At 71.5% G+C, this 22,282-nt stretch carries 22 protein-coding genes and 1 tRNA gene; 18 read left to right on the forward strand and 5 right to left on the reverse strand.

The window, feature by feature from the left end:
• Positions 1 to 11 precede the first annotated feature (11 nt).
• The 5 genes from ABZY57_RS11230 to ABZY57_RS11250 all read left to right on the forward strand — a co-directional run bounded on the left by ABZY57_RS11230 (position 12) and on the right by ABZY57_RS11250 (position 3,344).
• Complete coding sequence (locus tag ABZY57_RS11230) at positions 12 to 1,175, forward strand: ROK family glucokinase (protein WP_356510512.1); 1,164 nt, start codon at positions 12 to 14, stop codon at positions 1,173 to 1,175.
• Entirely contained in the window at positions 1,172 to 1,762 is a 591-nt protein-coding gene (locus ABZY57_RS11235; RefSeq protein WP_356510514.1) for a hypothetical protein, read from the forward strand. Before ABZY57_RS11230 ends, ABZY57_RS11235 begins: the two co-directional genes overlap by 4 nt.
• A gap of 21 nt (positions 1,763 to 1,783) precedes the next feature.
• Positions 1,784 to 1,858 (forward strand) — tRNA-Gly (locus ABZY57_RS11240).
• A 43-nt stretch (positions 1,859 to 1,901) separates the two neighbouring features.
• Positions 1,902 to 2,534, forward strand: a complete 633-nt coding sequence (locus tag ABZY57_RS11245; protein WP_356510516.1) for an MBL fold metallo-hydrolase — start codon at positions 1,902 to 1,904, stop codon at positions 2,532 to 2,534.
• A gap of 30 nt (positions 2,535 to 2,564) precedes the next feature.
• Complete coding sequence (locus ABZY57_RS11250; protein ID WP_356510518.1) at positions 2,565 to 3,344, forward strand: exodeoxyribonuclease III; 780 nt, start codon at positions 2,565 to 2,567, stop codon at positions 3,342 to 3,344.
• On the opposite strand, the gene ABZY57_RS11255 is transcribed toward ABZY57_RS11250, so the two are convergent.
• Positions 3,341 to 4,198, reverse strand: a complete 858-nt coding sequence (locus tag ABZY57_RS11255; protein ID WP_356510520.1) for a DUF3626 domain-containing protein — start codon at positions 4,196 to 4,198, stop codon at positions 3,341 to 3,343. The genes ABZY57_RS11250 and ABZY57_RS11255 overlap by 4 nt on opposite strands.
• A gap of 113 nt (positions 4,199 to 4,311) precedes the next feature.
• On the opposite strand from ABZY57_RS11255, the gene ABZY57_RS11260 reads away from it, so the two are divergent.
• The 5 genes from ABZY57_RS11260 (at position 4,312) to ABZY57_RS11280 (ending at position 8,225) form a co-directional block, all read left to right on the forward strand.
• Positions 4,312 to 4,752, forward strand: a complete 441-nt coding sequence (locus ABZY57_RS11260; RefSeq protein ID WP_356510522.1) for a DUF6278 family protein — start codon at positions 4,312 to 4,314, stop codon at positions 4,750 to 4,752.
• 215 nt (positions 4,753 to 4,967) lie between these two features.
• Positions 4,968 to 5,711: an amino acid ABC transporter ATP-binding protein gene (locus ABZY57_RS11265; protein ID WP_356510524.1), complete on the forward strand. Its 744-nt coding sequence runs from the start codon at positions 4,968 to 4,970 to the stop codon at positions 5,709 to 5,711.
• 26 nt (positions 5,712 to 5,737) lie between these two features.
• Complete coding sequence (locus tag ABZY57_RS11270) at positions 5,738 to 6,679, forward strand: glutamate ABC transporter substrate-binding protein (RefSeq protein WP_356510526.1); 942 nt, start codon at positions 5,738 to 5,740, stop codon at positions 6,677 to 6,679.
• Positions 6,680 to 6,696: 17 nt separating this feature from the next.
• Complete coding sequence (locus ABZY57_RS11275; protein ID WP_356510528.1) at positions 6,697 to 7,341, forward strand: amino acid ABC transporter permease; 645 nt, start codon at positions 6,697 to 6,699, stop codon at positions 7,339 to 7,341.
• Complete coding sequence (locus ABZY57_RS11280) at positions 7,338 to 8,225, forward strand: amino acid ABC transporter permease (protein WP_356510530.1); 888 nt, start codon at positions 7,338 to 7,340, stop codon at positions 8,223 to 8,225. The genes ABZY57_RS11275 and ABZY57_RS11280 overlap by 4 nt, the downstream gene beginning before the upstream one ends.
• A gap of 52 nt (positions 8,226 to 8,277) precedes the next feature.
• On the opposite strand, the gene ABZY57_RS11285 is transcribed toward ABZY57_RS11280, so the two are convergent.
• Both ABZY57_RS11285 and ABZY57_RS11290 read right to left on the reverse strand, forming a co-directional pair.
• Entirely contained in the window at positions 8,278 to 9,894 is a 1,617-nt protein-coding gene (locus ABZY57_RS11285; RefSeq protein ID WP_356510532.1) for a CocE/NonD family hydrolase, read from the reverse strand.
• Positions 9,895 to 10,032: 138 nt separating this feature from the next.
• Positions 10,033 to 11,244, reverse strand: a complete 1,212-nt coding sequence (locus ABZY57_RS11290) for an Ig-like domain-containing protein (RefSeq protein ID WP_356510534.1) — start codon at positions 11,242 to 11,244, stop codon at positions 10,033 to 10,035.
• 217 nt (positions 11,245 to 11,461) lie between these two features.
• Between ABZY57_RS11290 and ABZY57_RS11295 the strand changes: the two genes are divergently transcribed.
• The 6 genes from ABZY57_RS11295 to ABZY57_RS11320 all read left to right on the forward strand — a co-directional run bounded on the left by ABZY57_RS11295 (position 11,462) and on the right by ABZY57_RS11320 (position 18,493).
• A complete protein-coding gene (locus tag ABZY57_RS11295) occupies positions 11,462 to 12,637 on the forward strand; it encodes a peptidoglycan bridge formation glycyltransferase FemA/FemB family protein (protein WP_356510536.1) in 1,176 nt (391 codons plus the stop codon).
• Positions 12,638 to 12,741: 104 nt separating this feature from the next.
• Positions 12,742 to 14,364 (forward strand): murein biosynthesis integral membrane protein MurJ, encoded by a 1,623-nt coding sequence (murJ, locus tag ABZY57_RS11300; RefSeq protein WP_356510556.1) that lies wholly within the window; start codon positions 12,742 to 12,744, stop codon positions 14,362 to 14,364.
• 90 nt (positions 14,365 to 14,454) lie between these two features.
• Positions 14,455 to 15,138, forward strand: a complete 684-nt coding sequence (locus tag ABZY57_RS11305; RefSeq protein ID WP_356510538.1) for a response regulator transcription factor — start codon at positions 14,455 to 14,457, stop codon at positions 15,136 to 15,138.
• A gap of 9 nt (positions 15,139 to 15,147) precedes the next feature.
• Positions 15,148 to 16,596 (forward strand): HAMP domain-containing sensor histidine kinase, encoded by a 1,449-nt coding sequence (locus ABZY57_RS11310; protein ID WP_356510540.1) that lies wholly within the window; start codon positions 15,148 to 15,150, stop codon positions 16,594 to 16,596.
• Complete coding sequence (locus ABZY57_RS11315; RefSeq protein WP_356510542.1) at positions 16,593 to 17,132, forward strand: hypothetical protein; 540 nt, start codon at positions 16,593 to 16,595, stop codon at positions 17,130 to 17,132. Before ABZY57_RS11310 ends, ABZY57_RS11315 begins: the two co-directional genes overlap by 4 nt.
• A gap of 104 nt (positions 17,133 to 17,236) precedes the next feature.
• Positions 17,237 to 18,493, forward strand: coding sequence for a cytochrome P450 (locus ABZY57_RS11320; RefSeq protein ID WP_356510544.1), 1,257 nt, complete (start codon positions 17,237 to 17,239; stop codon positions 18,491 to 18,493).
• Here the strand turns inward: ABZY57_RS11320 and ABZY57_RS11325 are convergent.
• Positions 18,453 to 19,178: a hypothetical protein gene (locus tag ABZY57_RS11325; protein ID WP_356510547.1), complete on the reverse strand. Its 726-nt coding sequence runs from the start codon at positions 19,176 to 19,178 to the stop codon at positions 18,453 to 18,455. The genes ABZY57_RS11320 and ABZY57_RS11325 overlap by 41 nt on opposite strands.
• Positions 19,179 to 19,279: 101 nt before the next feature.
• Here ABZY57_RS11325 and ggt point away from each other — a divergent pair, with 101 nt between their 5' ends.
• Positions 19,280 to 21,079: a gamma-glutamyltransferase gene (gene ggt / locus ABZY57_RS11330; RefSeq protein ID WP_356510549.1), complete on the forward strand. Its 1,800-nt coding sequence runs from the start codon at positions 19,280 to 19,282 to the stop codon at positions 21,077 to 21,079.
• 65 nt (positions 21,080 to 21,144) lie between these two features.
• Here the strand turns inward: ggt and map are convergent, their stop codons facing one another.
• Positions 21,145 to 21,912, reverse strand: coding sequence for a type I methionyl aminopeptidase (gene map / locus ABZY57_RS11335; protein WP_356510551.1), 768 nt, complete (start codon positions 21,910 to 21,912; stop codon positions 21,145 to 21,147).
• A 64-nt stretch (positions 21,913 to 21,976) separates the two neighbouring features.
• Between map and ABZY57_RS11340 the strand changes: the two genes are divergently transcribed.
• Positions 21,977 to 22,228, forward strand: coding sequence for a helix-turn-helix transcriptional regulator (locus ABZY57_RS11340; RefSeq protein WP_243339177.1), 252 nt, complete (start codon positions 21,977 to 21,979; stop codon positions 22,226 to 22,228).
• The last annotated feature ends 54 nt before the right edge of the window (positions 22,229 to 22,282 follow it).

The raw sequence follows: 22,282 nt of genomic DNA on the forward strand, positions 1-22,282 counted from the left end.
GACACGACTCGATGAGCACGTACCGGGACTTCACGCTCGCCCACCGGGGGGCGGCGCGAGGCACCGTCCTGCGGACCATCGGGACCCGTGAGCGCCGCTCGCACCTCACCGCACCGCGCGTGCCGACCGTCGGCATCGACATCGGCGGCACCAAGGTGATGGCCGGCGTCGTCGACGCCGACGGGGTGATCCTGGAGAAGATCCGGGCCGAGACCCCGGACAAGTCCAAGAGCGCCAAGGTCGTCGAGGACACCATCGTCGAGCTCGTCCTCGACCTCTCCGACCGGCACGACGTGCACGCCGTGGGCATCGGCGCCGCCGGCTGGGTCGACGCCGACCGCTCCCGCGTCCTGTTCGCCCCGCACCTGGCCTGGCGGGACGAACCGCTGCGCGACGCGCTCCAGTCCCGGCTCGCGGTCCCGGTCATGGTGGACAACGATGCCAACACCGCCGCCTGGGCCGAGTGGCGCTTCGGCGCCGGCCGCGGCGAGGACCACCTCGTCATGATCACCCTGGGCACCGGGATCGGCGGGGCCATCCTCGAAGGCGGCCAGGTCAAGCGCGGCCGCTACGGCGTCGCCGGCGAGTTCGGCCACATGCAGGTGGTCCCCGGGGGCCACCGCTGCCCCTGCGGCAACCGCGGCTGCTGGGAGCAGTACAGCTCCGGCAACGCCCTGGTCCGCGAGGCCCGCGAGCTGGCCGCAGCCGACTCCCCGGTCGCGTACAACCTCATCGCCCGGGTCGGCGGCAACGTCCACGAGATCACCGGGCCGCTCATCACCGAGCTGGCCCGCGAGGGCGACGCCATGTGCGTCGAGCTGCTCCAGGACATCGGCCAGTGGCTCGGCGTCGGCATCGCCAACCTCGCGGCCGCCCTCGACCCCTCCTGCTTCGTCATCGGAGGCGGCGTCAGCGCCGCCGACGACCTGCTGATCGGCCCCGCCCGCGACGCCTTCCGCCGACACCTCACCGGCCGCGGGTACCGCCCCGAGGCCCGGATCGCCAAGGCCCAGCTCGGCCCCGAGGCCGGCATGGTCGGCGCCGCCGACCTCTCCCGGCTCGTCGCCCGCCGCTTCCGCCGCGCCACGCGCCGGCGCGTCGAGCGGTACGAGCGCTACGCGCAGTTCGGCCGGCGCGACACCACCACCGGACCCGAGGACCAGGACCAGCAGTGACCCCGCCCTCCCTGCCCCGCCAGGCCCCGTCCCCCGACGAGCTGCCCGGCGCGCCGACCTCCACCGAGGACCGCAAGCACGTCGTGCGGCGCCGCTGGATCACCGCGATCATCATCCTGCTGCTGGTCGGGGTCCCGGCGGGCTACCTCGCGGTCTCCGCCCAGCAGAGCCGCCAGAGCGGCCGCGACAAGGCCGCCAAGGTGGGCGCCGCCACCGTGCGCCCCGGCTGGCCGTCCAAGGTGCAGCGCAGCATCTACGAGGTGCCGATCCCGCCGAACGCCTGGCGCGTCGGGTTCCTGGAGACCAACAACTGGCGCACCAGCCGGCTGTACGTGCAGTTCGCGGTCGTCCCGAGCGACCTGGACGCCTTCCTGGCCTCCGTCGGCACCAGCCGCGAGGCGCTGACCCCGGGGCCCTCGGTCTCCGAGCACGACACCGAGGTCGCCGGCTGGACCTGGATTCCCGAGACCAAGTGGCTCGGGACCACCCTCGAAGCGGAGAACCCGCGGCCCACCCGGGACATCACCGTCGACCTCTCGGACCCCCGCGTCTCCCGGGTGTACGTGGTCTCCACGACCGTGCCCTAGGCATACAGTGCTGCCGGGGGCGGAGCCGTGGCGCAGGGGTCGTCGCGCGCGGTCTCCACCCTCGCGAGGACGCCGGTTCGAATCCGGTCGGCTCCGCCTTCCCGCCCTGCGGGGCCCGCCGCCCCGCTAGCCTTCGATCATGAAGCTCACCAAGCGGCTGCACTCCTGCGTCCAGCTGGAGAAGGACGGGCGCGTGCTCGTCATCGACCCGGGCGCCTTCAGCGAAGCGGACGCCGGCCTCGGAGCCGACGCCCTGCTCGTCACCCACGAGCACCCCGACCACTTCGAGGAGGGCCGGCTGCGCGCCGCCCTCGACGCGAACCCGGCGGCGGGGCTGTGGACCCTGCGCAGCGTCGCGGAGAAGCTCGCCCCCGCCTATCCGGGCCGCGTCCACACCGTGGGCCACGGGGACACCTTCACCGCGGCCGGCTTCGACGTCCAGGTGCACGGCGAGCTGCACGCCGTGATCCATCCGGACATGCCGCGGGTCACCAACGTCGGCTACCTGGTCGACGGCTCGCTCTTCCACCCCGGGGACGCGCTGACCGTGCCGGACGCCCCCGTGGACACGCTGATGCTCCCGGTGCACGCCCCGTGGAACAAGATCGCCGAGGTCGTCGACTACGTCCGGGCGGTCAAGCCGCGCGTGGCCATCGACATCCACGACGCCTACCTCGCGGACCTCGCCCGCCCGATCTACGACTTCGCCCTCGACGCCCTCGGCGGCTCCCCGCACACCCGACTCACCGCCGGGGACACGGCCGAGCTCTGACTGTCGGTGCCGGGCGGTAGGTTGGACGGCATGCGTATCGCCACGTTCAACGTCAACTCGATCACCGCCCGGCTGCCGCGCCTGCTGGCCTGGCTGGAGAGCTCCGGCACCGATGTCGTGTGCATCCAGGAGACGAAGTGCTCCGCAGAGCAGTTCCCCTACGAGGAGCTGCGCGCGGCGGGCTACGAGTCGGCCGTCAACGCCACCGGCCGGTGGAACGGCGTGGCCCTGCTCTCCAAGGTGGGCCTGGAGGACGTGGTCATGGGGCTGCCCGGCGGGCCCGACTACGAGGGGGTCCAGGAGCCCCGCGCCATCTCCGCCACCTGCGGCGGGGTGCGCGTCTGGTCGGTGTACGTGCCCAACGGGCGCGAGATCGAGCACGACCACTACGGCTACAAGCTGGACTGGTTCCGGGCCCTGTCCGCCGCCATCGCGCAAGACGCGGCGGGGGAGCGCCCGTTCGCGGTGCTCGGCGACTTCAATGTGGCCCCGACCGACGAGGACGTCTACGACCCGGCGGTCTTCGAGGGCCTCACCCACGTCACCCCGGCCGAGCGGGCCGCCCTGGAGCAGCTGCGGGCGGCCGGGCTCTCGGACGTCTTCCCGCGCGCGCTCAAGTACGACCGGCCGTACACCTTCTGGGACTACCGGATGCTGGCCTTCCCGAAGAACCGGGGCATGCGCATCGACCTGGTCTACGGGAACGCGGCCTTCGCCAAGGCGGTCACCGACTCCTACGTGGACCGCGAGGAGCGCAAGGGCAAGGGTGCCTCCGACCACGCGCCGGTCGTCGTCGACCTGGAGCTCTAGGGCGTCCGGCCCGGTCCGGCGGGTGCCCCGAAGCGCGCGAGGCAGTGCCACACCCTCTTGAGGGCCTGCTCGTCGTCGCGGCCGGAGAGCAGGGCCTCCCCGATGATCCGGGGATCGAGCCGGCCGTCGGCCGCGATGGCCGCGCCCAGGTCGACGTACTCCCGTCCGCGGTAGTCGGAGTGCGTGCGCAGCTCCCCGACGGAGAGCGTGAACCCGCCGTGCCACTCCAGCGGGCAGGGCAGGCGAAGGGCCGCGGCCTCCACCGCCGTGCCGCGGTAGCAGGGGTCCAGGACCAGCGCTTCCACGTCGCGCTCCAGCCCGACCGGTCCGTGCACCTGGGCCTCGACGTAGTCGTCGAGGTCGTCCGGGCTGTCGGCCTCGGCCAGTGCGATCAGCGGCATGCGGGCCGCGACACCGAAGTCCTCGGGTTCGTGGAAGCTGTCGGGATAGCAGAAGGTGGTCCGCGCCAGTGACCGCGCGGTGAGCCTGAAGTGGGCGGACCCGAAGCGCGGTGCACCGCCGACCGGCTTGCGGCGGAAGTTCAGGGCCCCGTAGACGGGCCGCTCGTGGGCGGGCGCGTCGTCGTAGGCTCCGGCGAAGATCCTGCTCTCCCACCGCCACCGGTCACCGCCGGGGCGGGCGGTCAGACCGCCGTTGCCGACGCCCGTGACGAACTGTGAGCGGTAGGTGCCGTCCTCGGCCAGGGCGTCCAGGATCGGCTTGCCGCGCACGTGCCGGTCCGGGTGGAAGTTGAGGGTGACGCGCAGAGCCGGATCGACGGGATCGCCGGCCGACCGCTCCGTGACGTGGCGAAGGGCCCGTTCCTGCGGGGTGTCCGGGGCGTCGGAGTTCATCACGGCAGTCTCCCTCACGGTGATCGTCCGGTGCACGCGGATCGTGCCCACGGCCTGTGATCCTCCAGGCGCGTCCTATGGCCGCTCCCGCATTCGGGTGTCAGGCTGGCCTCATGAACATCCCTTTCCTGGCCAACTGGATGAATCGACACGAAACGGAACCGGGTGCGGGACTCGCCGCGGCCCTCGCGGACGATCCCGAGGGCATCAACGAGATGTTCGCGGAGTGCGAGATGCTGCGCGCCCACGCGCGCTCGGCCGGGCTCGAACTCGATGAGAGTCCGCGCTCGTTGGAGGAAATCGACCAGCTGATGCCGCGCTGGCGCCGGGATCCGGAGATCGCCCCGTGGCTGGGCAGCGACGCGGGCTTCTACCTCGGGACCGTGATCATCCGCTCGGTTCCGGGTGCCGCCTGGCAGGTGTGGCCCAACGGCCGGCCGATGATACGGCTGGCCTCGGGCCGCGAGCTGAACGTGGTCGAGTCGGGGGTGTCCTGGGCGATGACGGGATCCCCCGAGCTCAGCCAGGCCTACGCCGAAGCCTCGGAAGGCTGAGCTGTCATGGTGGGCCGGGCTTCCGGGGAAGGCCGGGCTGCGAAGGAAGGCTGAGTCGCCACGCGGGGCCGAGCTGCCGCGGAAGACCCCGTCGCCACGTAAGGCTGACCTCGCTGGCCTTTATGCGGCTTTTAGGCGTGTCGCGGTGAAGTGCCCTTCCGCGGCTGGATAGTTTGCGCTGACCTCGACACACCGACAAGTGGGCAGGGCAGCGTATGGCCGTCGATCCGTTGATCGAGCTGCGGGACGTCAACAAGCACTTCGGACAACTGCACGTCCTCCAGGACATCGACCTCACCGTCGGCCGCGGGGAGGTGGTGGTGGTCATCGGCCCCTCCGGCTCCGGGAAGTCGACCCTGTGCCGGGCGATCAACCGGCTGGAGACCATCGAGTCGGGCACGATCACGCTCGACGGCAAGCCACTGCCGGCCGAGGGCAAGGAACTCGCCGCGCTCCGCGCGGACGTGGGGATGGTCTTCCAGTCCTTCAACCTCTTCGCGCACAAGACGGTCCTCGCCAACGTCTCCCTCGCCCAGATCAAGGTCAGGAAGCGCAAGAAGGAGGAGGCGGACAAGCGCTCGCGCGAGCTGCTGGAGCGGGTCGGCCTCGCGAACCAGGCCGAGAAGTTCCCCGCCCAGCTCTCCGGCGGCCAGCAGCAGCGCGTGGCCATCGCCCGCGCGCTCGCCATGAACCCCAAGGCCCTCCTCTTCGACGAGCCCACCTCCGCGCTCGACCCGGAGATGATCAACGAGGTGCTGGAGGTCATGCAGCAGCTCGCCGCGGAGGGCATGACCATGGTCGTGGTCACCCACGAGATGGGCTTCGCCCGATCCGCCGCCAACCGCGTCGTGTTCATGGCCGACGGGAAGATCGTCGAGGACCGGACCCCGGAGGCCTTCTTCACCGCACCCGAGAGCGACCGCGCCAAGGACTTCCTCTCCAAGATCCTCAAGCACTGAGGGGCGGCCCGATGAGACTGCTACCGATGAGGTCCCCGCGCGCCCGGGTGCGAGCCCCGCGCACCCGGGTCCTGCCCGCCGTCGCCGCCGCCCTCGCCCTGCTGGGCGCCCTCGCCGGCTGCGGGAAGTCCGGCAGCCCGCCGGTCAAGGGCCCGCAGCCCGAGGACCTGCCCGTCTACCAGGTCGCGACAGGCTTCCAGCTGCCGGACTCCCCGACCTGGGAGAAGGCCAAGCGGCGCGGCCACCTCGTGGTCGGCGCCAAGGAGGACCAGCCGTACATGGGGGAGAAGGACCCCGCGAGCGGCCGCTACTCCGGTTTCGACATCGAGATCGCCAAGATGATGTCCGCCTCGCTCGGCTTCGACCCCAAGACGATCGAGTTCAAGACCATCTCCTCCGCCAACCGCGAGACGGCCCTGCAGAACGGCCAGATCGACTACTACGTCGGCACCTACACGATCAACGACAACCGCAAGAAGCAGGTCGGCTTCGCCGGCCCCTACTTCCTCGCCGGGCAGTCCCTGCTCGTACGGAAGGGGGAGACGGAGATCAAGGGTCCCGAGGACCTCGCCGGCAAGAAGGTCTGCTCGGCCGCGGGGTCCACCCCCTACCAGCGGCTCCAGAAGGAGTTCCCGCGGGCCGTCCTCGTCGCCTACGACACGTACTCGGTCTGCGTGGACAACCTGCTGACCTACCAGGTCGACGCCGTCTCCACCGACGACTCCATCCTCCTGGGCTACGCGGCCAAGGTCCCCGAGGAGCTCAAGGTGGTCGGCAAGCCCTTCTCCGAGGAGCCCTACGGCATCGGCGTGCCGCGCTCCGACAACGCGCTGCGCTTCGCACTGGACGACGCCCTCGCCGCGAACGAGAAGAACGGCAACTGGAAGAAGGCCTACGAGGCCACGCTCGGCCTCTCCGGCCAGCCGGCGCCGACACCACCCGCCATCGACCGCTACCCGGCGAGCTGAGGGGAGAGCGCACCGCCATGGACGTACTCACCGAAAACTTCTCGCTCTACGGGCAGGGCTTCCTCGGCACCGTGGAACTCACGGTCTACTCCTCCCTCCTGGCCCTGGTCCTCGGCTTCCTGATGGCCTCCTTCCGCGTCGCCCCCGTCGGCTCGTTCCGGGTCTTCGGCACCGTCTGGGTGACCGTCCTGCGCAACACCCCGCTCACCCTGCTCTTCTTCGCCGTCCTGCTCGGCCTGCCGCGCTTCGGCCTCGTCCTGCCCTTCGAGGTCTTCGCGGTGCTGGCCCTGGGCTGCTACACCTCGGCCTTCGTCTGCGAGGTCCTGCGCTCCGGCATCAACACCGTGCCCAAGGGCCAGGGCGAGGCGGCCCGCAGTCTCGGCATGTCCTTCGGCCAGACCCTGGGCGCCGTCGTCCTGCCCCAGGCCTTCCGGTCCGTCATCCCGCCCATCGGCTCCACGCTGATCGCGCTCGCCAAGAATTCGGCGATCGCCGGGGCCTTCAGCGTCAACGAGCTGCTGGGGACGTACAAGACCCTCAACGAGCTCGGCTACAGCATCATCTGGACCTTCGTCTGGATCGCGGTGGGCTACCTGATCATCACCCTGTCCATCAGCGCACTGTTCAACGTGCTCGAAAAGCGCTTCGGAGTCGCCCGATGACCGCGCACGCGCTCCACGGTGACCTGGAGTCCACCGCCCTCTACGACCTGCCGGGCCCGCGCGCCCAGCGCCGCCACTTCCTCTACGGGATCGCCTCGACGGCTCTCATCCTCGGGCTCCTCGGCTGGCTGCTCTACCTGCTCTTCGACACCAACCAGTTCACCGCCGCCAAGTGGAGCCCCTTCACCTACCAGGGCATCCAGGAGCTGCTGCTCAGGGGGCTCGGGAACACCCTCAAGGCCTTCGTCTACGCCGCGGTGCTCTCGCTCGTGCTCGGCGCCGTGCTCGCGACGGGCCGGCTCTCGGTCCACCGGCCGGTGCGCTGGCTGTCCACGCTGTGCGTGGAGTTCTTCCGGGCCATGCCGGTGCTGGTGATGATCTTCTTCATCTTCGTCGCGCTCAAGGTCCAGCCGCTGCCCGCGCTGGTCGCCGGACTGACCCTGTACAACGGCTCGGTGCTGGCCGAGGTCTTCCGGACGGGCATCAACTCGGTCGAGAAGGGCCAGCGCGAAGCCGCGTACGCCCTGGGCATGCGCAAGACCCAGGTGATGAGCTACGTCCTGGCCCCGCAGGGGGTCCGGGCGATGATGCCCACGATCATCAGCCAGCTCGTGGTCGCGCTGAAGGACACCTCGCTCGGCTACCTGATCACCTACGAGGAGTTCCTGCACGCGGGCAAACTGATCGCCTCCAACCTCGACTACGACCTCCCCTTCATCCCGGTGGTGATGATCATCTCGCCGATCTACATCGGGATGTGCATGCTCCTGTCCTGGTTCGCCACCTGGGTGGCGAAGCGCGAGCGCCGCAGCCCCAAGACGACGGCGGTCGACATCGACATCGACACCGCCGACCCCGGAACGGCGTTGCCGGGCCGGATCTGACCCGCGGGCCGAAGCCCCCCAGAGCCACACCCGGCCCGGCAACAGCCGCGGATCACTGCTCGCGCAGCGGCACCGAGACGTACGAGGGATCGGTGCGCGGCGAGGAGAAGGTCAGCTGTCCGCCGGTCGGGTTGTGCTCGATGTACAGCGGATCGACCGTGTCGACGACGACCGCGAGGCGGTGCCCGGCAGGGACGTCGTAGGCGGTGGAGAAGAGCTCCAGGTCCACGCCGAAGGGCTGGCCGGCCGGCTTCCCGTGGAAGGTGTACGGGGCGTTGCTGATCAGCTTGCCGATGCCCAGCGGGCCCACGTCGTAGAGGTACGCGACGAAGGTGCCGTCGGACTTCGAGGACGTGACGGTGGTGTGCAGCTCGACCGTGCCGCGGACGCGGCGCTCCTCGTCGTAGCGCGGCGACTGCCAGACGGCGGCGAAGGCGCGGGGGAGCAGCGGGATCGAGGCGGTCGGGGGCGCCTGGAAGAGCTGGTCGAGGAGGCTGGAGAGCATGACGATCCCGCCGTTGGCGCCGGAGTCGATGCCGGTGAAGAGGTGCTCGCTGTCGGAGAGCATCAGCTTCTCGGCGCCGCCGTCGCCGACCGACTTCCAGTCGGTGTAGCTTTCGTAGACCTCGTCCCCGCCGTCGTTGCGGGGCTTGATCTGCACCGGGGCCTCGGTGTCGACCCCGTTGGCCGCGCCCTTGAGGTAGTGGTCGAACCAGCGGTGGGCGTTGGTCCAGGTGTCGTTGGGCAGCCCGAGGAGGCCGGTGGCCTCGGCGGTGGCGTGGTCGCCGGGGCGGAACTCCAGGCGCTTGGGGCCGGTCAGCTTCTCGAAGAACTTCGCGTACTGGTTGGGCGGGAAGATGGTGTCGCCCCAGGCGTTGCCGAGCATGATCGCGGCGCCGTTGGCGTTGATCCGGTCCACCTGCTCGGAGGCGGAGCGCTTCTTGCCCCACTCGATCATCTGCGGCTCCCGGTCCAGCTTCGAGCCGAGGAAGTCGCCGAGGATCTGCTGGAGTTCGGGGCCGGGGCGCCCGGTGAGGAAGCCGGCGCCGCCGAGCAGGGCGGCCGCCTGGAGGTGCTGGGTGCGGCCGGAGTAGATGGACTCGATGAGATCGGCCCAGCCGCTGAGCGCGACCACGGCCTTGATGCGCGGATCGCTCGCGGAGGCCAGCAGGCTGATGCCCGCGCCGTACGAGACCCCGCCCGTGCCGATGTGCGCGGCGTCGGCCGGGGTGTTCGCGAGCGCCCAGTCGATGACGGCGGAGACGTCGGCGATGTCCGCCGGTCCGGCGGTCTCGATCTGGCCGCCGGAGAGCCAGAAGCCGCGGGAGGTGTAACTGACCACCACGTAACCGGAGTCGGCGAGCTTCTTGGCCTGCGCGATGTATTCGATCTGCGGCATGCCCCAGCTGGTCGGCAGCACGATCAGCGGGAACGTCGCACCGGCCCCGGCGCCCGCCGGGGTGAAGACGTTGCCCTTGAGCGTGATGCCGCCGGAGCCGGGGATGTCGTGGAAGCGCAGCTCCGGGGAGGCTGCCGGGGCTTGTGAGACGGCGGCGGTCGTGCGGGCGGGAGCCGCCTGGGCCTGATGGGGGGCCAGGCCCAGGGCGGCTGCTGCCAGTACGGCTGCCATGGCAGTCGCGGTGCTGGTGGTGCGGACCGTGCGGACCATCTATCGCTCCTCGCGTGTGCCGGGTGTCAAAGTGACCCGACGGTAACGGGAGGGGCTTACCGGAGGTAACCCGTGAGTAAGTTACGTGCCGGTAACGATTGAACGATGGTCAACTCGGTGCTGCCGGCCCGGTGGACCTCAGCCGACCTGCGGGGTTCCCGCCGTGGCGCTCCTGCTCTGCCACTGCTCCCAGCTGAGGTTCCACTCGCCGTAGCCGTTGCCGACGTCCGGATTGCCCTTGGAGCCCTGCCCCACGACCTCGAACGGGTCGCCGGCCTGGGACGCCGCGAAGAACGCCTCGGCGTTCTCGTCGCTCATGCCCACGCAGCCGGAACTGGTGTTGGCCCGGCCGAAGTTGGCGGTGTTCCACGGGGCGGCGTGCACATACATGCCCGACCAGGTCAGCCGGATCGAGTAGTCGACCATCTTGTCGTAGGAGTCGCCCAGGCCCACCGTCTGGGAGTCCATCCGGATGGTGCCCTCCTTGGCCATCATCACCATCTTCCCGTCCCACGAGGCCTTCTTGCCGCCGGGAGTGCCCGCCGAGACCGGGACGGTGCCGACGGCCCGGCCGTTCTCGGAGACCGTCATCTTCTTCGAGTCGAGGTCCACCTTCACCCGGCGGTCCTTGCCGACCTTGAACTCGGTGACGTAGTCCTTGACGAACATCCCGCCGCCGGGGCCGGAGTCGACGCCGTTCAGGTTCATCTGGACCTTCACGTCCGTGCCGGACTTCCAGTACTCCTTGGGTCGCCAGTCCACCCGGTCCTTGCCCGAGTAGTCCGTGATCCAGCCCCAGGAACCCTCGGTGTTGTTCGAGGTGGTGACCTTCAGCTGCTTCTCGACGGCGGCCTTGTCCTTCACCGGGTTGTCGAAGACGATCGAGACCGGCATGGCCACGCCCACGGTGCTGCCCTTGGGGATGTTGATCGAGACCTTGTTCACCTTGTCGGGGGCCGAGGTCTTGAACGCCGTCGTGGCGCTCTGGCTGTCCGTGTTCTGGGCCTCGACCTTGTAGTCGGCCGAGGGCAGGGCGTTGCCCTGCGAGGTCCAGGTCTTCCCGTCGGCGGATATCTGCCCGGCCAGTTCGCCGCCCTTGGCGTCCGTGACCTTCACCGCGGCGAGCTTGCCCTCGGCGATCGTCACGGTCACCGGCTGCCCCGCCTTGACCTGGTCGCCGGTGAGATTCACCGAGACCGCCATGTCCGGCTTCTGCTTCATCTCCGACGTGGTGGCGCCGCCCGAAGCGGCGCCGCCCCCGCAAGCGGCCAGCGAAGCCGCCAGCAAAGCGGTGCCGGCCACCACGGCGGTGCGGCTGCGTACAGAGAAGACCCGGCGTGTGCGGCTCAACGAAAACCCCTCCGAAGTAATGATCGTCCGTAAGAGAAGATGCGGACGGAACGACTCTAGGTTGCGGGAGATGCGAAAAAGATCAGGATTTCGCTTGTGACATGGACCGCAGCAAGACGGTCATCGTCCGGTCACAATCGCCGCGCACGGCCGTCATGGACAGCTGTGAGAGTCCTGTGCATCCACCGATTCGGACGTACAGGAAGGCCGTTCAGCCATGTGCGCACTGCTCGTGACACCCGCCCAGCAGCACCGGACCCGAGGCCTGGACAGGGAGCTCGCCGTGCGCACGCTGTCCGTACCGGAATATCAGGCATTCCTTTCCAAGGAGGGCCGGGCCAGCTTTCTTCAGTACCCGTCCTGGGGCGGAGTAAAGGACCTTTGGCGATCGGAAAGGGTCGGATGGCACTACCCCGGCGGTGAAATAGAGGGCGCCGGGCTCGTCCTCTACCGTCAATTGCCCGGCACCCGGAAATACTTCGCCTACCTCCCCGAGGGGCCCGTCGCCGACTGGGCCGACCCCGACATCGACCGGTGGCTGACCCCCCTGAAGAACCACCTCAAGGCCTCCGGCGCCTTCGCCGTGCGCATCGGGCCCACCCCGGCCTACCGCCGCTGGGACGCGGCCACCGCCAAGACGGGCACCGGCCCGGGCCGGCAGATCTCCGACGTCCTCGCCACCGAGGTGGACCCGGTCGGCGCCGCGCTCGCCGACCGGCTGCGCACCCGCGGCTGGACGCGCTGCGGAGGCGAGGACGACGGCGACGCCCAGCCCCGCCACGTCTTCCGCGTCCCGCTCGCCGGACGCACCCTCGACGAGCTGTGGTCGGGCCTGAACCAGGAGTGGCGGCGCAATGTGCGCAAGGCCACGAAGGCGGGCGTCGAGACGGTCCTCGGCTCGGCCGCCGATCTCCCCGAGTTCTACCGGCTGCTGCGCATCACCGAGGAGCGCGACGGCTTCCGGCTCGGCCGCTCGCTCGCGTACTACCAGCGGCAGTACGAGGTCCTGAACGCCGAGGAACCCGGCCGCATGCGCCTCTACCTGGGCGTTCACCAGGGCGAGATCCTCGCCGCGCACACCATGATCGTGGCCGGCAGCCGGGTCTGGTACCAGACCGGCGCCTCCGCCGACCACCGCCGCGAGGTCCGCCCCAGCAACGCCCTGCAGTGGCGCATGATGTGTGACGCACATGCACTCGGAGCGGACGAATACGACATGCGCGGGGTACCCTCCACCCTCGACCCCGACGAACGCTCCTTCGGGCTGCTGCGCTGGAAGCTCGGCACCGGCGGACAGGTCGTCGAAACCCTCGGTGAGTGGGAGATCTCCATGGACGGATACGCCAACACGGCCCTCTACAAGGCGTTCCAGGCGTACATGGCCCGCCGGTGACCCTCGCAGACCCCAGAGCGGCCGCCACCCCGGCCGCGCAGGACACCGGCACCGAAGCCGCGGCAGAGCCCGGCGCCGACCGCGCAGCAGCGAAGAAGACCTCGGTGCTGCGCAGCGGCGCGCTCATGGCCGCCGGCTCGATCGTCTCCCGCGCCACCGGCTTCGTCCGCTCCGCCGTGATCGTCGCCGCCCTCGGCACCACCCTGCTCGGAGACGGCTACGCGGTCGCCAACACCGTCCCGAACATCCTGTACATCCTCCTCATCGGCGGCGCCCTCAACGCCGTCTTCGTCCCCGAGCTGGTCCGCGCCGCCAAGGAGCACGAGGACGGCGGCGCCGCCTACACCGACCGGCTGCTCACCGTCTGCACGGCCGCGCTGCTGGTCCTCACCACCGCCGCCGTACTTGCCGCCCCGCTGATCGTCTCGGCGTACACCGGCTACAGCGGCGGCCAGGAGTCCACCACCGTGGCCCTGGCCCGCTACTGCCTCCCGCAGATCCTCTTCTACGGGCTGTTCACCCTGCTCGGGCAGGTGCTGAACGCACGCGGCCGGTTCGGCGCGATGATGTGGACCCCGGTCCTCAACAACCTCGTCGTCATCGCCGTGTTCGGGCTCTTCCTGTACGTCTCCCACGGCGCGACGGACGGCCTGAGCGCCTCCGAGACCCGGCTGCTGGGCATCGGCACCACCGCCGGCATCGTCGTGCAGGCCCTCGGCCTGATCCCCTCGCTGCGCGCCGCCCGCTTCCGCTGGCGCCCCCGCTTCGACTGGCGCGGCAGCGGACTGGCCCGCCCGCTGCGCAACGCGGGCTGGCTCGTCCTGCTCGTCCTGACCAACCAGATCGCCTACTGGGTCGTCACCCGGCTCTCCACCGCCACCGGGCAGCGTGCCGTGGACGCCGGCCTCGCCGGCGGCGCTGGCTACACCGCCTACAGCAACGCCTACCTGCTGTGGATGGTCCCGCAGGGCATCATCACCGTCTCCCTCGTCACCGCCCTCATGCCCCGGATGAGCTCCTCCGCCGCAGACGGCGACCTCGCGGCCGTACGCAAGGACGTCTCCTACGCGCTGCGCTCCAGCGCGGCCCTGGTCGTCCCCGCCGCCGCGCTCTTCGCCGCGCTCGCCCCCTGGGTGATCGGCAGCGTCTTCGAGTACGGGCGCACCGGCCCCGCCGACGTCGCCGTCATGGCCGGCATGCTCGCGGCCTTCGCACCCGGCCTGATCGCCTACTCCGCGCAGTACGTGCTCTCCCGCGGCTTCTACGCCCTCTCCGACACCCGGACCCCCTTCTTCCTGAACCTCTCCATCGCCGCCCTCAACGCCGGGCTCTCGGCAGCCGCGTACCTGGTGCTTCCGCCGCGCTGGGCCGTCACCGGCATGGCCGCGGCCTGCTCGATCGCCTTCACCGTGGGCGCGGCCGTCACCGCGTACGTCCTGTCCCGGCGGCTCGGGCCGCGCACCGGGACCCGTACACAGCGCAGGAACACCGCCGTACGGACCCACCTGCGGCTCCTCGCCGCCTGCACCCCGGCGGCCGCCGCCGGGTACGCGGCCGCACGCTCCGTCGAACTGTCCGGGAACCTCTCCGGGCCGCTGGGGAACTTCGCCGGGGTGGCCGCGGGAACCGTGGTGATCGTCCTCGTCGTCATACTCCTCGCCCGCCCCCTGCGGCTCGCGGAGATCACCGACCTGCTGGACTCCGTACGACGCAAGACCGGCCGCTAGGACCCTCGGTTCCGGCCGGACCCGCCGACGGCCGCCGATATCGGCCGAAAGCGGGAGGGGACCGATCGAGGACCCTGGAATACTGACCCGATGCCACGCGTACTGCTGATCGAGGACGACCCTTCCATCAGGGAGGGCGTGGGCCTCGGCCTGCGCCGCAGAGGCCACGACGTGAGCGCCGCCGAGACCGGCGAGGCCGGACTCGAACTCATGGCGAGCTTCCACCCCGAGCTCGTCCTGCTCGACCTCATGCTGCCCGGCATCAACGGCGTGCAGGTCTGCCGCCGGATCCGGGAGAACAGCCAGGTCCCCATCATCATGCTCACCGCACGCGGGGACGACTTCGACATAGTCGTCGGCCTGGAGGCCGGAGCCGACGACTACATCGTCAAACCCGCCCGCACCGAGGTCATCGAAGCCCGCATCAAGGCCGTGCTGCGCCGCCTCAGCGAGCCCGCCGGCGGCCGCCCCGGCGTGGAGTTCCACGGAGAGCTGGCCGTCGACCGCGCCGGGCTCACCGTCGCCAAGAAGGGCGAGCGACTCCCCCTGGCCCCCAGCGAGATCAAGCTCCTGCTGCACCTGTCGGCCTCGCCCGAGCAGGTCTTCTCCCGCCAGCAGCTCCTCGAATACGTGTGGGACCACAGCTACCACGCCGACGCCCGGCTGGTCGACGCCTGCGTACGCCGCCTGCGCCACAAGATCGAGGACCCCGACGGCGCCCCCCGCTACATACAGACCGTGCGCGGCTTCGGCTACCGCTTCGGCCCGCTGTAAGCGCCGCGCATGAGACGTTTCGCACCCCTGGGCCTGCGCACCCGGCTGATCGCCGCCTTCCTCCTGGTCGCCGCCATCTGCGCGGTGAGCACGGCCGCGCTCACCTACCAGCAGGCCCGCAACGCGATCCTCAAGCAGAGCCAGGACACCGCCGTCAGCACCCTGCGCGACCTGGTCGACTCCCAGTACACCCAACTGCCCATGGGCCAGGCGGAACTCCAGCGGCTCGTAGGGGAACTGGGCAAGCGCGGCCAGCCGCACCCCTGGATCGTCTACGGGGAGTACGCAAAGCTCCGCGCCACCTCGAACCAGGGCGGCGCGCCCACCTCCACCGCCGTCAGCGAACAGCTCCGCCGCCAGGTGACCGCCCATCCGCACGGGGCCTTCCAGCGCACGAAGGACCCGGGCGGCAACCTCTCCCTCGTCGTCGGCATGCCCGCCGTCTTCAAGTACAACGAGGCCTACGAGACCACCGGCGCCGTCTTCTACGCGGTCGTGCCCCTGGACACCGAGCAGACCACCGTGGAGGCCCTGGTCGCCGCCGCCAGAACGGGCGCCGTACCGGGCCTCGCGATCTCCCTGATTCCCGCCCTGCTCGCCGCCCGCAGCGTCCTGAGGCCCGTACGCGACATGCGCAAGGCCGCCCAGCGGCTGGGCCGCGGCCGGCTCGACACCCGGATCGAGGTGCGCGGAGCCGACGAACTCGCCGGACTCGCCCGCACCTTCAACGAGACGGCCCGCGCCCTCGAACAATCGGTCAGCGAACTGCGGGAGGCCGAGGCCCGCGCCCGCCGCTTCGCCGCCGACGTCTCCCACGAACTGCGCACCCCGCTCGCCGGGATGCTCGCCGTCACCGAGGTCCTCGACGAGGACGCCGGGGAACTCGACCCGGACACCGCCAAGGCGCTGCGCCTGATCAGCGCCGAGACCGGGAAACTCGCGGTGCTCGTCGAGGACCTCATGGAGATCTCCCGCTTCGACGCCCGCGCCGCCGAACTCAACCTCGACGAGGTCGACCTCGCCGAGACCGTCACCAAGACCCTGGAACGCCGCCACTGGACCGACGGGCGGGTCACTACCGACCTGCCCCCGGACGTCCGCGCACGGCTCGACCCGCGCCGCTTCGACGTGGTCCTCGCCAACCTCGTGGGCAACGCCCTCAAGCACGGCGGGGCCCCGGTCCGCGTCGCGGTCCGCACCGAGACCCGGCCCGAGGGCGAGCGGCTGCTCGTCGAGGTCACCGACAGCGGGCCCGGTATCGCCCCCGAGGTGCTGCCGCACATCTTCGAACGCTTCTTCAAGGCCGATGCCGCCCGCACGCGCTCCACGGGCAGCGGTCTGGGCCTGGCCATCACCCTGGAGAACGTCCGGCTGCACGGCGGCACCCTGCTCGCCGCCAACGCCCCGGGCGGCGGCGCCCTCTTCACCCTCGACATGCCGCTGGAGGCCCGCGTATGACCCGGGTGCGCAAGGCCGTGGCCGCGGCCGCGCTGACCGTCCCCCTGCTGCTCGCCACCGGCTGCGGCATCGCCACCACCGGGGTGGTCGAGAGCGGCCGCTCAGGGACCGTGAAGCTGGCCACCGCGCCGGATCCGGGCCTGCTCTACTTCATCGCCCCCGACGGCGCGCTCGTCCCGGTCCCGGTCTCGGACCGGATGCAGCGGCCGGACGCCGGCTTCACGATCGGGGTGCTGCTGGAGGGTCCGAGCGAGGCCGCGCGCGAGGCCGGTCTGACCACCGAGATCCCGGCGCCCGACGCCAAGAACCCGTTCGGCGCGGACTACGTCCGGGCGGGCAGCACGTCCGAGGGTGACGGGAAGACCCTCCGCGTCGTGCTGCCCCTCCCGGTCGAGCCGCTGTCCGGCCCTGCCCGGCGCCAACTGGCCTGTACGGCTCTCGCCGCGGTGCGCACCAGTCCCGCCCCCGAGATCCTCCTCGTCGGCTCCGACGAGAAGGAGCAGAGCGCCGAGTGCGAGGTCAGGCCGCAGGGCTGAACCCGGCCGGGGCGCACGGGACGGCCGCCCCGGGCCCCGGGGCCCCGGCTCCGGCCCCGCGGGGCACCTTGCGGGCCGGGCCGCTCCCCGCCACCGTGTGGCGCATGGACCAAGGACCCGCCCCCGACGTCTTCGACCCGCGGCTCTACGCCGAAGGCGTCCCGTACGAGCGCTACCGGCTCCTGCGCGACCACCGCCCGGTGGCCTGGCAGAGCGAGCCGGAGGTGCTCGGCTGGCCCGCCGGCCCCGGCTTCTGGGCCGTCACCCGGCACGCCGACGTCGTCCGGGTGCTGCGCGACCACCGCACGTACTCCTCGTACCTGGGCGCCACCCAGATCCGCGACCCCGACCCGGCCGACCTGCCCTTCCTGCGGCGCACCATGCTCAACCAGGATCCCCCCGAGCACGGGACCCTGCGCCGGACCGTCGCCCGCGCCTTCACCCCGGCCCGCGTCGACGCCTTCGCCGCCCGCGTCCGGGGCCGCGCCCGTACGCTGCTGCGCGCCGCCCGCGACGGCGCCGTGGACGGGGCGGCCGACCTGGTGCGCACCGTCACCGACGAGTACGCGCTGCTGAACCTCACCGACCTGCTGGGCGTACCGGCCGCCGACCGGGGGCTGCTGCTGGAGTGGACGGTACGGATCATCGGCTACCAGGATCCCGAGGACGTCCCGGCTCCGCTGCTCGGCCCGGACGGGAAGCCGCTGAACCCGCGCTCGCCGGCGCTGCTGGGGGAGATGTTCGCGTACGCCCGCGAACTGGCCGCCCACAAAAGGGCCCACCCCGGCGACGACGTGATGACCGCCCTCGCGCTCGCCGGACTGGACGACGCGGAACTCGAGATGTTCTTCTTCCTGCTCACCGTCGCGGGCAACGACACCGTGCGCAGCGCCGCGCCCGGCGGCCTGCTCGCCCTGGCCCGCGATCCGGACGCCTATGCCGGACTCGCCGACGGCCGGGTCCCCCCGGACCGGGTCGTCGAGGAGCTCCTGCGCGTCCATCCGCCGGTGCTGAGCTTTCGCCGCACCGCCGCCGCCGACACCGAGCTCGCCGGACAGCGGATCCGGGCCGGCGACAAGGTGGTGGTCTTCCACGCCTCCGCGAACCACGACGAGCGGGTCTTCGCCGACCCCGGCCGCCTCGACCTCGGCCGCGCTCCCAACCCGCACGTCTCCTTCGGCGACGGCCCGCACGTGTGTCTCGGCGCGCACTTCGCCCGGCTCCAGCTCCGCGTCCTCTACGAGGAGTGGGCCGACGCCATGCCGGTACCGGAACTGGCGGGCCCGCCACGCCGGCTGGTGTCGAACTTCATCAACGGGATCACGCGGCTGCCGCTGCGGGTGTCCGGGCCGGCCGGGTGACGTCGGCGACCAGCTCCGTCACGTCCGGGCCGTAGGCATCGGAGTTGACCACCTTCAGCAGGATGCAGAAGGAGTCCTGTCCGTAGGTGCGGGCCAGCGACTTGTGGTGCCGGGCGAGGTAACGGGCCGCGGCGTGATTGCTGTTGGCCGTCTGACCCGCCATCAGGAACACCGGCCGCGTGCCGGAACCCGCGGTCAGCCGGGCCAGCAGGACGTGCTCGACCAACCCCTCCTGCCACCGGTACATCTCCCCGCCGAGAGTGAGCGCGCCCCGCTCCGGAGAGCGCTCACGGCTGTCGTCGAAGCGGACTCCCGGCAGCATGGAGGTCAGATGGGCCGCCGTCCGGGCGTTGGAGACGGGCCCGCCGACACAGAACTCGGCGCGCTCGCCGAAGCCCTGGCGGGCCCCGTCGTGGGTGACGATCTGCAGGTTCGCCCCGCAGTCCTTGATCAGTCCGGCGATCTCCAGCAGGGCGAAGGCGTCCTTGCGGTTCACCGACCCCTCGGTACCACTCATGTGCCGGTTGACCACGAACAGGCAGTCGGAACCGGTCGGCAGGCCGAAGAAGGCCTGCTTGCGGCGCAGTGCACGGCGCCACAGGTAGGTCCGGGTGAACCAGCCGAACCCGCCGCTGAGCGCGGTGGCTATCACCCCGAGCACGATGTTGCGGACGTCGTCATTCATGCGGCGGATCGTAGTCGCCGCACCGCCTTCATGACGCGATGGGTGCACGGAAGTTACGCTGCCGCTCCAAGGTCTGACAGGCAGTCGACTGGAGGAACCGAATGCGTGGTCCCGCCGCACGTCAGTTAGCGCTCGTCGCGCTTGCCGGGGCGCTCGTCTCGACCGGGGCGGTTGCCCCGCCGTCGCAGACCGCCACCCCGCCGAAGGTCCCGGTCGCCAGCGGCTACGGCGGGGCCGTCGCCAGTGTCGACGCCGACGCCAGCGCGGCCGGCATCGCCGTCCTGCGCTCCGGAGGCAACGCCGTGGACGCCGCCGTCGCGACGGCGGCGGCGCTCGGCGTCACCGAGCCGTACTCCGCAGGCATCGGCGGAGGCGGCTACTTCGTGTACTACGACGCCCGGTCCGGCCGGGTGCGCACCATCGACGGCCGTGAGACCGCCCCGGCGACGGCCACCGCGTCCCTGTTCCAGGAGAACGGCCTGCCGATCCCCTTCGCCGAGGGCCAGACCAGCGGCCGCGGCGTCGGAGTCCCCGGCACCCCGGCGACCTGGCAGAGCGCGCTGGAGTCCTGGGGCACCCGTCCGCTCGGCCAACTCCTCAAGCCCGCCGAGAAGCTGGCCCGCGATGGCTTCACCGTGGACTCCACCTTCCGGGCGCAGACCGCCCTCAACGAGGCCCGGTTCCGGGACTTCCCCGATACGCGGAAGCTCTTCCTGCCCGGCGGGGCCCTCCCGGTGGTCGGCTCCACCTTCAAGAACCCCGACCTGGCCGCCACCTACGCCGAGCTCGGCCGCAAGGGCGCGGGCGCGCTCTACCGGGGCCCGCTGGCCGAGGACATCGTCCGGACCGTGCGCACGCCCCCGGTGGACCCGGCAGCCACCCGCGTGGTCCGCTCCGGCGATCTGACCACCGGGGACCTGCGCGCGTACGCGACCAAGCGGCAGGACCCGACCCGGGTCGGCTACCGCGGCCTGGACGTCTACAGCATGGCCCCGTCCTCCTCCGGCGGCACCACCGTCGGCGAGGCGCTGAACATCCTGGAGCGCAGCGACCTCGGCTCGCTCACCGAAGCCCAGTACCTGCACCGGTTCATCGAGTCCTCCCGGATCTCCTTCGCCGACCGGGGCCGCTGGGTCGGCGACCCGGCCGCCGAGGACGTCCCCACGAAGGAGCTGCTGTCGCAGCGGTACGCGGACACGCGCGGCTGCCTCATCGACCCGGCCAAGGCGCTGACCAGCCCGCTGGCCCCGGGGGATCCCCGCAACCCGGTCGCCTGCGGCGGCTCCGGGCAGGCCGCCCCGACCACCTACGAGGGGGAGAACACCACCCACCTGACCGTCGCCGACCGCTGGGGCAACGTGGTCTCCTACACGCTGACCATCGAGTCGACGGGCGGCAGCGCCATCACCGTCCCGGGGCGCGGCTTCCTGCTCAACAACGAGCTGACGGACTTCTCCTTCGCCCCGGCCGCACCCGGTGTCCCCGACCCCAACCTGCCGGGCCCCGGCAAGCGGCCGCGCTCGTCGATGTCCCCGACCATCGTGCTGGAGGACGGACGCCCGGTGCTGGCGCTGGGTTCCCCGGGCGGGGCGACCATCATCACCACGGTGCTGCAGACGCTGACCGGGCACCTGGACCGCGGGCTGCCGCTGGTCGAGGCCATCGCCGCCCCGCGGGCCAGCCAGCGCAACCAGACCACCACCGAGCTGGAGCCGGGCCTGTGGAACAGCCCGGTCCGGGCCGAGCTGGAGGCCCTCGGGCAGGGCTTCCGGCAGAACCCGGAGATCGGCGCGGCCACCGGCGTGCAGCGGCTGCCCGACGGGCGGTGGCTGGCCGCGGCCGAGACGACCCGGCGGGGCGGCGGCTCGGCGATGGTGGTGCACCCGCACGGGAAGCGGTAGACCCGGGCGGGAGCGGGCCGGGACCGGGCGGGACCCGGCAGGCGGGGCCTGCCGGACGGTGAGGCCTACAGGGCGGTGAGGATCCTCGGACCGGCGGCGGTGATCGCGACCGTGTGCTCGGAGTGCGCGGCGCGGCTGCCGTCGACGGTCCGCAGGGTCCAGCCGTCGGCGTCACAGGCGTAGTCGTCCGTACCGCCCGCGATCAGCATCGGCTCGATCGCGATCACCATGCCGGCGCGCAGCTTCGTACCCTGCCCCGCCGGGCCCTCGTTGGGCACGCCGGGTTCCTCGTGCATGGAGCGTCCGATGCCGTGGCCGCCGAAGCCGTCGGGGATGCCGTACCCGGCGGCGCGGCAGACGCGGCCGATGGCGTGGGCGATGTCGCCGACGCGGTTGCCGGGCCGGGCGGCCGCGATGCCCGCCGCCAGGGCCGCCTCGGAGGTCGCGATGAGCCGCAGGTCGGCGGGGCGGGCCCGGCCCACGGTGAAGCTGACGGCCGCGTCGCCCACCCAGCCGGCCAGTTTCGCGCCGCAGTCGATGCTGACGAGGTCGCCGTCGCGCAGCCGGTAGTCGTTCGGGATGCCGTGCACGATCGCGTCGTTGACGGAGGCGCAGATCACGGCCGGGAAGGGGACCGGCGCGAACCGCGGCCGGTAGCCGAGGAAGGGCGAACTCGCGCCGGCCTCGCGGAGCACCTCGCGTGCGACCAGGTCGAGCTCCAGCAGGGACACCCCCACGGCGGCCCGGTCCCGGGCGGCGGCGAGGGCATGCGCGACGACGCGGCCGGCGGCGCGCATCTGGTCGATCGATCGGTCTGTCTTCAGTTCCATCATTCCAATAACTATACCGGTATAACTGTAACGGGATACTTATTGGGATCCGGGGTAGGATGAGGTCATGGTCCGTACCCCCCTCACCCCCGAAGAGCGCGAGCGCGGCGAGCGGCTGGGCGCCCTTTTGCGCACGGCCCGCGGCGGCCGCAGCATGGTCGAGGTCGCGGCCAGCGCCGGACTCTCCGCCGAGACCCTCCGCAAGATCGAGACCGGCCGGGCCCCGACCCCGGCCTTCTTCACCGTCGCCGCCCTCGCCGGCGCCCTGGGGCTGTCCCTGGACGAAGTGATGCGGCGCTGCGCCCTCGTGCCCGTGTGAGGTCCGGGACAGCGGGCGGGCCGCGGCCGTTCGGCCGCCGGGCCCGCCCTTCGG

The sequence above is a fragment of the Streptomyces sp. NPDC006450 genome, assembly GCF_040612195.1.
In the GTDB taxonomy this organism is placed as follows: Bacteria; Actinomycetota; Actinomycetes; order Streptomycetales; family Streptomycetaceae; genus Streptomyces.

Excerpts from the sequence above, each read along its gene's own strand:
- ABZY57_RS11230 (WP_356510512.1), top strand. The coding sequence starts at position 12 with ATGAGCACGTACCGGGACTTCACGCTCGCCCACCGGGGGGCGGCGCGA.
- ABZY57_RS11245 (WP_356510516.1), top strand. The coding sequence starts at position 1,902 with ATGAAGCTCACCAAGCGGCTGCACTCCTGCGTCCAGCTGGAGAAGGAC.
- ABZY57_RS11250 (WP_356510518.1), top strand. The coding sequence starts at position 2,565 with ATGCGTATCGCCACGTTCAACGTCAACTCGATCACCGCCCGGCTGCCG.
- ABZY57_RS11255 (WP_356510520.1), bottom strand. The coding sequence starts at position 4,198 with ATGAACTCCGACGCCCCGGACACCCCGCAGGAACGGGCCCTTCGCCAC.
- ABZY57_RS11260 (WP_356510522.1), top strand. The coding sequence starts at position 4,312 with ATGAACATCCCTTTCCTGGCCAACTGGATGAATCGACACGAAACGGAA.
- ABZY57_RS11265 (WP_356510524.1), top strand. The coding sequence starts at position 4,968 with ATGGCCGTCGATCCGTTGATCGAGCTGCGGGACGTCAACAAGCACTTC.
- ABZY57_RS11270 (WP_356510526.1), top strand. The coding sequence starts at position 5,738 with ATGAGGTCCCCGCGCGCCCGGGTGCGAGCCCCGCGCACCCGGGTCCTG.
- ABZY57_RS11275 (WP_356510528.1), top strand. The coding sequence starts at position 6,697 with ATGGACGTACTCACCGAAAACTTCTCGCTCTACGGGCAGGGCTTCCTC.
- ABZY57_RS11280 (WP_356510530.1), top strand. The coding sequence starts at position 7,338 with ATGACCGCGCACGCGCTCCACGGTGACCTGGAGTCCACCGCCCTCTAC.
- ABZY57_RS11285 (WP_356510532.1), bottom strand. The coding sequence starts at position 9,894 with ATGGTCCGCACGGTCCGCACCACCAGCACCGCGACTGCCATGGCAGCC.
- ABZY57_RS11295 (WP_356510536.1), top strand. The coding sequence starts at position 11,462 with ATGTGCGCACTGCTCGTGACACCCGCCCAGCAGCACCGGACCCGAGGC.
- ABZY57_RS11305 (WP_356510538.1), top strand. The coding sequence starts at position 14,455 with ATGCCACGCGTACTGCTGATCGAGGACGACCCTTCCATCAGGGAGGGC.
- ABZY57_RS11310 (WP_356510540.1), top strand. The coding sequence starts at position 15,148 with ATGAGACGTTTCGCACCCCTGGGCCTGCGCACCCGGCTGATCGCCGCC.
- ABZY57_RS11315 (WP_356510542.1), top strand. The coding sequence starts at position 16,593 with ATGACCCGGGTGCGCAAGGCCGTGGCCGCGGCCGCGCTGACCGTCCCC.
- ABZY57_RS11320 (WP_356510544.1), top strand. The coding sequence starts at position 17,237 with ATGGACCAAGGACCCGCCCCCGACGTCTTCGACCCGCGGCTCTACGCC.
- ABZY57_RS11325 (WP_356510547.1), bottom strand. The coding sequence starts at position 19,178 with ATGAATGACGACGTCCGCAACATCGTGCTCGGGGTGATAGCCACCGCG.
- ggt (WP_356510549.1), top strand. The coding sequence starts at position 19,280 with ATGCGTGGTCCCGCCGCACGTCAGTTAGCGCTCGTCGCGCTTGCCGGG.
- map (WP_356510551.1), bottom strand. The coding sequence starts at position 21,912 with ATGATGGAACTGAAGACAGACCGATCGATCGACCAGATGCGCGCCGCC.
- ABZY57_RS11340 (WP_243339177.1), top strand. The coding sequence starts at position 21,977 with ATGGTCCGTACCCCCCTCACCCCCGAAGAGCGCGAGCGCGGCGAGCGG.